8 protein-coding genes and 1 pseudogene are annotated in these 8,120 nt (G+C 40.1%); 3 read left to right on the top strand and 6 right to left on the bottom strand.

The window, feature by feature from the left end:
* From QNK26_RS04390 to QNK26_RS04370, 5 genes and pseudogenes are all read right to left on the bottom strand, one after another.
* A pseudogene (locus tag QNK26_RS04390) lies at positions 1–758 on the bottom strand (chemotaxis protein); the annotation flags it as partial.
* Between the two features lie 91 nt (positions 759–849).
* Entirely contained in the window at positions 850–1,413 is a 564-nt protein-coding gene (locus QNK26_RS04385; protein WP_319221048.1) for a chalcone isomerase family protein, read from the bottom strand.
* 85 nt (positions 1,414–1,498) lie between these two features.
* On the bottom strand, positions 1,499–2,341 hold the full coding sequence (locus QNK26_RS04380) for a hypothetical protein (protein ID WP_319221047.1): 843 nt from the start codon (positions 2,339–2,341) through the stop codon (positions 1,499–1,501).
* Between the two features lie 451 nt (positions 2,342–2,792).
* Complete coding sequence (locus tag QNK26_RS04375) at positions 2,793–3,983, bottom strand: DUF5692 family protein (RefSeq protein ID WP_319221046.1); 1,191 nt, start codon at positions 3,981–3,983, stop codon at positions 2,793–2,795.
* A 76-nt stretch (positions 3,984–4,059) separates the two neighbouring features.
* Complete coding sequence (locus QNK26_RS04370) at positions 4,060–4,968, bottom strand: hypothetical protein (RefSeq protein ID WP_319221045.1); 909 nt, start codon at positions 4,966–4,968, stop codon at positions 4,060–4,062.
* A 343-nt stretch (positions 4,969–5,311) separates the two neighbouring features.
* On the opposite strand from QNK26_RS04370, the gene QNK26_RS04365 reads away from it, so the two are divergent.
* A complete protein-coding gene (locus QNK26_RS04365; protein ID WP_319221044.1) occupies positions 5,312–6,166 on the top strand; it encodes a crotonase/enoyl-CoA hydratase family protein in 855 nt (284 codons plus the stop codon).
* Between the two features lie 120 nt (positions 6,167–6,286).
* On the opposite strand, the gene QNK26_RS04360 is transcribed toward QNK26_RS04365, so the two are convergent.
* On the bottom strand, positions 6,287–6,829 hold the full coding sequence (locus tag QNK26_RS04360) for a hypothetical protein (RefSeq protein ID WP_319221043.1): 543 nt from the start codon (positions 6,827–6,829) through the stop codon (positions 6,287–6,289).
* Positions 6,830–7,277: 448 nt separating this feature from the next.
* Here QNK26_RS04360 and QNK26_RS04355 point away from each other — a divergent pair, with 448 nt between their 5' ends.
* Both QNK26_RS04355 and QNK26_RS04350 read left to right on the top strand, forming a co-directional pair.
* Positions 7,278–7,604, top strand: coding sequence for an SDR family oxidoreductase (locus QNK26_RS04355; RefSeq protein WP_319221042.1), 327 nt, complete (start codon positions 7,278–7,280; stop codon positions 7,602–7,604).
* A 234-nt stretch (positions 7,605–7,838) separates the two neighbouring features.
* The coding region (locus QNK26_RS04350) for an outer membrane protein transport protein (RefSeq protein ID WP_319221040.1) at positions 7,839–8,120 on the top strand (282 nt) is incomplete at its 3' end.

The following is an 8,120-nucleotide window of genomic DNA, read 5'->3' as shown; positions in this document are numbered from 1 at the left end:
TTGAGATCATCAACTTGACTGTGTAGCTCATTCGATTGTTGTGATAGCTGTTCTGCAACGGTCGTTAATTGGCTGGCATTATCGCCCGCTAATGCCAATACTCGGCTTAAATTTTGTTCTTCTTGTTGAGATTTTTCTGCTGCAGCTTGGCTTTCTTGTTGTGCAAACAAGGATGCAAGGGTGGCTTTTTGACGTTGTTTGGCGGTATAGGCTTGGGCGATACAAATTATCACCAGCGGCACCATAATACCAGACCAAGTCTCTAGCATTGTGCCCGCTTCGGACAAGGCTAAATTCGCTGGACCAATGTTATGCAAAGATTGGTTAATCATCCAAGCCGTGATAGCCATGACAATACCACTCCAGCCTATCGCCATGGTTAAACTTGCAGTGAGGAAAAAAGAGATAATAAGCAGTGGGATCCAGAACGCTTGCGGTGAAACTATCACGCCGCCGGTTTGATAAACAAGATTTAAAGCGTTAATGACCATCCCTGTAAAGCCGATATGTAGTGCGAGGTTGATGGCTTTAAATAAGCGTAATACGAGTGCGGCAGCGAATTCAGCGAAAATCAAAAATAGGGAGGTATAGATGAGCATCTGTTGATCATGGTTGTACCATTTTACAAAACTGTAAATCCCAGTAATAAAAGATAATAATGTAAAAAAAAGGATGATTTCAACAAATTGAATTTGGTTTTTATCCCAATCATTTTTTTGTGGAAAAAACAGGGTTCGCCATAGCGAAAATGGATTCATGCTATTGATTCCTTGAACCACGATATTGTGATGACTGAGGGGGGAGGGGGAGACTGCCTAACAGCACTAAGCAGCCGATTTTTTTGATGCATTAGCTTTGAAGCATATCTTTTTTTAAGCTTTTATCTGTTGGTTTATCACCTAACCAGATTGCAAGAACTGCCTTTCTGAAGTCTTCTCCAGGTGTAATTGACATAAATTCGCCATTTTTATAGTTAATCAATCCTTCACCTGGCACACTTAATAGGGTGAATTGATCGCCTTTTTTAATCGGTTCTGCGAAAGTATCAATAAAGTCTGCTATTTTGGTATCTAGGTTATTATTTTGATCTGCGGTTACCAGTTCGAAACCTTCCTTCATTGCTTTGATCATTTTTTCTGATGTGATCATATTTGATGTGATATTTAAGCGAATAGCCGCGGCTTCAGCACTATTAATAACATCATTACCTTGGTTCATTTTTTCGCTGGTAAATAATGAACCAACATATAAATCGATAAAGAACTTGCTGCGAATACCTGCGCCATTAAACTGTAAATTTTCACCTTGTGGTGTAATGCTGTCTGGTACGCTGACGCCTGAAATCTCCGTTGCAGCTTGAAGACCAGTGCTCATCATTAATAGGCTGGTTAGTACTAAAGCTTTTTTTTTCATTGTATTGTTCCTGCTATTATTTATTCGTCATGTAATCAGGCTGTATCATTATTTAAATACAGCCTTTATTTATTGTTACTTATAATTAGAAAGCGTAGTTATAACCAACCGCAAATGTATCACTATCTGAACCGCTGTCATCACCGGTATAAATCAAGGTTACATTTTGACGCGGTGTGAACTGATAACCAATAGTCAGGTCGTACTTGGCATTGGCCATCTGTAAGCCGCCGTCCATAATATCATCAGACCATGATTTACCTTGAATATCAGTAGTATAAGAGTAGCTACCAAGTGCCCATAGTTGGTCGGTAATAGCATAACGCGCATAAACCATACCGGTTACGATTGCTGAGGCAATATTCACGCCATCAGTTGTCATCGGATCGCTCTGTCCGCCCTGAGATATAAGACCTTCTATATTCGTGTCTTCTAGGATAACACCACCGACATAAGCAATAGGCCAAATTAGGAAGTTGTCACCAATGGGGATCGTCATGTTTGGCCCGGTTTGTACCGCAGTCAGTTGACCGTAAACAGGATGCTCTGCACTAACCGCGTCAATTGACCAACCTAAACCATTTTGGGTATTAATTGTACCCCAGCGTAAACGGTAAGAACGTGAACTTACTTCTTTTGTTGCTCCGCCCATAACAGCCGCCATCCCTTTGTTAAAATCGGGAGCGTCGTATGAATCTTCGTCAAGCATATTTTTAGCTTCAAAAATCAGTCCTGTTTTTTGTGTTTCCGTGCTAGAAAGCATCAACATGCCTTTAAAATCTAAACCAGCATCACCGTAAGAAAGACCGACCGTGGTATATACGTCGGTTGGATCTGACATGTCGATATCAGCTTTAGCTTCGTCAGCAACTGCCATTGCTGAAGACATTGACGTTAAAATTGCAAGAGTGATTATTGTTTTTTTCATGTTTGACTCCGTTGGTCATTATTTATTAAATAGGATATTTTATGGTTCATATATTCAGAGTTTGTTGCTCTTAATCGGCAAACTACATTCTAAAGTCATAATTTATCTATTTATAAATAATGACTTAGAGTCTTGCTTGTCTGTAGAGCTTTAACTCTAATCTGAAGCCATGATATAAAATTTTGGATAATTATTACGTGATTAGAGTCACGAAAACTATCTGTTAGTAATACTTAATGGGTATTTATTTTCAGGGTGTGCTTTGGCTCTCAGTTTCGTTTCGTTTAACTGTTTTTGTAAAATATAGGCGGCATTAAACCTGACAATTATTCGTGTCATCAAAGGGGAAGTAGTAAATATAGCCTTAACTTCCAAGGCTATATTTTCATGCTATGTTACTAACCTACTAACCTACTAACCTATATTTGTACTGTCTTATTGATGGCTAACGTTATGCCATTTTAGCTGCTTGACGCGCTTTCAATTTAGGACCAAATACAGTTACAGCAAGTACGCCATTAATAACGAAACTAGCTAAACCAGCAGCTAACATTAAGTTATCAGTACGCGGTAACATAACTACGTTACTTTCGAACATTGCAGGGTTTGAGAAGTAGTACATGAATGAACCAGCAAGTGTGATTGCACGTGCTTGTAACCAAGTACCAGGTTTAATAAGCATTGCAGGCAGTGTCGCAGCAACAAGTACCATGAATTGTGCAGCAGCAGAACCAGGGAAGTTGAGGTATACGAAAACAATGTTCCAAACATCATAGGCGATGATCCAGAATGATGTCATTGCTGGCCAAATCATATCTCTTTCTTTCGATTTATCTGCGTAGATCTTAGCCCAAGCAGTAAGCGTAATGATAGATAAAATACCACCGATAGCATTAAGGATGTTTGCAGCAGCGCCAATACTCAGGCCCATACTGAAATCTTGAGCAACCGCTTCAGAGATGTTGATTACAAGGAATGCAGCAGCGCCGAATTTAGCCCACTTCATATTACCTACTTTGGTAAACCTGATAAGCGTGAATAATGCGGCAGCACCAACTACTGAATATAGTTTTATCCATTTAAACCAGTATGTAACATCGTAGCTCAACCAAAGTGGTAGTAATACTACAGGTAGAATGAAGAAGATAACGTAGTTCGATTTTGGTACACGACGACATAATTCGTTTAATAACATTAAACCAATTAGTACGAAAAATACGTGGCCATAAGCGCGTTTAGCATACCATTTGTGAACTTTAAACTGGTCACCTGGAATTTCAAACAACATGCGATCTTCTGCATAGAATGTCATTGTTGCGCCATCAAAATCACCAATTAGTGCATCACTGCTACTTTCGATGATTACTTGATTGCCTTCTTGACGGTATGCGTGTGGTTCTGAGTGATTAAAACCACCCGATTGCTTTGTCACTACAACTTGATTGTCAGCGCCAAATTCTAAACGATAAAATAGGCTACCTTGGCCTGGCTGGCCATCTCGTGTACCCTGCCATATTTCACCTTCAACGTTAGCTACATATGTCATATCATCACTTGGCGGCCCTGCGTGAGCACCGCTAGCGAACAACATGAATAACAAGGCACACATTGCTATAAACAGTGAGTTAATCCTGGTTGTCATTATTATTTTCCTTTGTTTTAGAATTTAACTGGTGCCCATCACAGTGGGCACTCGGTATTGATTACGATTTATGTGGTTAAGCTTTGCTTAGTCTTCCTTTCCACGCAGGGTCTAGTTCTGTACCTGCGTACTCACTAATTAATGGTTGGTTATCACTACATGGTGGCTCGCCAGTTGGACTTTCTTTCTGCGTTTTGAAGTACCAGATAACAAATGGAACGTGTAGAACCAAGTTAATAAGACCCCAATAATATACGACGCTTTGGTTTGCCCAGCTTGATGAATCCATTACTTCGAACATTTCTGGATTCGTAGCACGAGCCAAGATATGGAAGGCGAGTGTGAAAATTCGCGCTGTGATGTAAAGTTCCGGACGACCTTTGATAACAGGGTATAGTTCAGCAGCCATTAAGATACAGAATGAACTTGCGAAGAACGCTGGGTGCTCACCAAATACGAACGCCATGTTCCAAGTCGTGTATAGGAAGTTCCATGCCGCTGTTGAGTAAAATAGGACATCATTTGGTTTGTCTTTACCGACAACCCAATATAGACGTTGACCATTTTTGTAACGTGGGAATGGAATTGTAATACATAAGATCACACCACAAATAGCATTGAAGTAGTTTGCTAGTGCGAAATCTTTCGCTGTTGCTTCGGCGATATTCAGGAACAGAACCATGTAAAGTACTTTTAATACCCACTCGCCACGGAAGAACGACAGGAATTTATTCGGGTTATCATTATATAACCAAGCGATACGCGCACCACCAACGATGATAGCCGTTGGGATCAGTACACTTACTGTCTTAACCCAGCGGAACCAACCGTCAATGTTATCACCCCAAAGAGGAGCTGTTACTAGCGATAGTAACCAAAAAGCGGTTGTAAGTCGTGGTGTACGGCGCATGCCTTCAACCAAGAGTAATAAGAATAATATGTATATACTCATCGATACAACATATTGCCAAACAGGAATGTTCATAATACCTCCAATAAATTTATAAACTAACAATCAAATATAGAGTAATAACTCTAACTTGGGGCTATGATACCCATTTAGAGTTATTAATTTAGCGATTTTGATCACAACCTTTAATGCAACCATTCCTAAAGTGATACGTATTTTCTGCGTTGTGGTTGACTTCACATTTTTTAATTTTTTATGAGAGCACTGCCACATAGCACTTGTTATAAGGGGGGAAAATAGATACAGATGAAGAGTTTAGTCAATTGTCAGATGCAGATAATAATATGTGGACTAAAGATAATGCTGGCAGTGTTTGATTTTGTTAGCATGAAGTAATCATGATCAAGGAGCTGATAAAATGAAATCTGAATCTAGTTATAAAACTTTTAATCTAACCTTTGCAAACAGCGTTGCCCACCTCCAGTTTAATCGGCCTAAAAAACTCAACTCAATGGACTTGGGCTTTTGGCGTGAATTCCCTGCGGCTATTGCTGCACTGTCAGAATATGATGATTTACGTGTTTTGGTTATTTCGGCACAAGGCCCGCATTTCTGTGCTGGTATGGATTTAGACGTATTCCAAAGCCCTGATAACTTCCCTATGGGTAAAGATAAAGCCAGAGTCAGTGAAGCTATGCGCCGTTTTGTGATGCAATTACAGCAGGTATTTACTGATCTTGAGCAGTTGCGAGTACCGGTATTAACCGCGATTCAAGGTGGCTGCATTGGCGGTGCGTTGGATCTTATCGCCGCCTCTGATATGCGCTACTGCACTGAAGATGCTTTCTTTACCATTAAAGAAGTGGAATTAGGCATTACTGCAGATCTGGGCACGTTACAGCGTTTACCGAGTATTTTACCGCAGGGCATAGTGCGTGAGTTAGCCTATACCGGACGTAATTTTAGTGCTGCAGAAGCGGATAAACACGGCTTGGTTAATCAAGTATTTGCCACTCAAGAAGCCATGCTTGACGGGGTGTTAAACATCGCCAGCCAAATCGCAGCGCATTCACCGTTAGCGGTTACTGGCAGCAAAGAAATGCTCAATTACAGTCGTGATCATGGTGTGGATGATAGTTTGAAATACATGGCAACGTGGCAATCGGGTATGTTGTGTTTAGAAGAAACCATGGCTATCTTACAAGCAAAAAAACAACGTGTAACCGCAGAATTAGAACCATTACGCAAAGTTACCGAGTTGTTTGATAGTTGATTTAAATAAGAGCCAAGTCAGCGAAGTAATAGGCTTGATATCAAGTCTATTGCTTTATTCGACATGACTAATTTAAAATGAATTTTTTATATTAAAATTAGCCATTTATACTACGCCACTTTAATTTTCGATGATTGGGATTCGTGCTGTATTTTGTGCTAATGAAAATTCAATCAGCTCAAGCATTTTTTCTTGAATCGTAACAAGATTTCTAGATTGCACCGCGATCTCTAAAGGTTCATTGAGAGATGTACTATAACTACGGTAACCTTTCTGAATCGGAATAGACATAGACATAGGAATACCTTGCGCTACACCACCACCAATTAACTCGATTGCTTGTGCTTTTATTAACACGGTTTTAGGATCGCGTATTGGCTGGAAAATGATGCCGTTTTCATCTGAACGCAACATGATCCCCGATAAATCAGGGCGCCAGCTTTCGTCCAACTGTGCCATGAAGCGCCATGCACAGTGCCAATCTTGGCACACAGACGGTCTTTTGGTATAGATTTTACAGCCACCTTTCTCCATCAAATTTTCACAAACTTGATCTGCAGGTTTTTTAAAATTGTCATCATCAATATGAAGTACCACGCAACACGCAGTACATTCACCACATTCACGACCAGAAACTAAATGTGACTCGTTGTTTTTACTCAATTATTCCACCTGAAAATTACAATTTAAAATTTAATCGATATAGCTTATCAGCACGTATAAAACAAACGCTGGTAACTTAACACTCAATAATATGTCGATCGCCATACTCAAGTGCATACGTTTACCGAGTTAGGACGGACAAATTTAGCTGGATTATACAGATTTCAGAGCGAGGCGATATAGATTTTAGAATTAGGTGATGGGCTCGATAATTAGGAACGGTTATATTTTCCGTGCCTAGCCTGATGTAGTAATCACTTTTTGACTCGGCTTTATTACCGTTAAATGAATGTTTAAATCCGTAAAACTACCGTATTTCCAGTTCCCGTCAATCCGTATAATTTCTCAACACATAGATTTAATCTAATGAGAGAAACCGTATTATGAAAAAAATATACTTATCATTGGTGCCTCTTCAGGTATTGGTTACGACTTAGCTATTCAACTTTTGAAGGATAATCATCATGTTTATTGCGGTGCTCGCCGACTGCATAAACTCGATAACCTTGCCGTTCTTGGCGCTAAAATACATGGAGTCGATGTATGTTCAGAACAAGATCTGACTGATATCGTCGATGTCATGACTAAAGAAGTCGGGCATATTGATATTGTGTATGCCAACGCCGGATTTGCCATTGCAGGGCCTGTAGAAGAAACCAGTATCGAAAAAGTACATCAGCAGTTTGATACCAATGTCTATGGCGCTGCAAGACTCGCGCGTGCTGTATTACCACACATGCGTATCAGTCTGGTTCCGACACTAGCTCAACGGTGAATACCTTAATAAAAGCAGGTTTTAGCACTTCACCTCGACTGAGTTACCAAAGCACACTTGATGCGAAATTAATGTTTTGGGCGCAGCGTATTTTTGGTGAAAAATTAATCGGTAAACTGTTTGTTTTGTTGATTAAAAAAACCAAAGTGAATCCGTAATATCACTGATTTTTCTGCCGTACTTTGTATCTATCATATCGGTATATTTTTATGACCCATATTGATGGATATTCTGATGAAAAAAACACTATTAGCATTATTGATTTGTTCGACATACGCCAATGCCAGTGGTCTACTGTTACAAGAAGCGGTTGTTGCTAACGCGGGTACAACAGGTGCCGGTGATGGTGTCTATACCGAAACTGCGACAGCAACTTGGACTAACCCGGCGACGATGACGCATATGGGTGAACAGAAAACCACGGTCAATATGATGGTGCTTGATCTGCAAATGGATTATATCGATACCGATACAGGTCGAAGGACTGAAGGTGGTCAATATGAAGGTGATGGTGAC

This window comes from Moritella sp. (genome assembly GCF_033791185.1).
Classification (GTDB): Bacteria; Pseudomonadota; Gammaproteobacteria; order Enterobacterales; family Moritellaceae; genus Moritella.
The sequence above is the reverse complement of the archived record's forward strand: the minus strand, read 5'-3'. Positions and strand labels throughout refer to the sequence as shown.

Coding starts and splice junctions, on each gene's coding strand:
- QNK26_RS04385 (WP_319221048.1), bottom strand. CDS start 1,413: ATGAAAAAAAAAGCTTTAGTACTAACCAGCCTATTAATGATGAGCACT.
- QNK26_RS04380 (WP_319221047.1), bottom strand. CDS start 2,341: ATGAAAAAAACAATAATCACTCTTGCAATTTTAACGTCAATGTCTTCA.
- QNK26_RS04375 (WP_319221046.1), bottom strand. CDS start 3,983: ATGACAACCAGGATTAACTCACTGTTTATAGCAATGTGTGCCTTGTTA.
- QNK26_RS04370 (WP_319221045.1), bottom strand. CDS start 4,968: ATGAACATTCCTGTTTGGCAATATGTTGTATCGATGAGTATATACATA.
- QNK26_RS04365 (WP_319221044.1), top strand. CDS start 5,312: ATGAAATCTGAATCTAGTTATAAAACTTTTAATCTAACCTTTGCAAAC.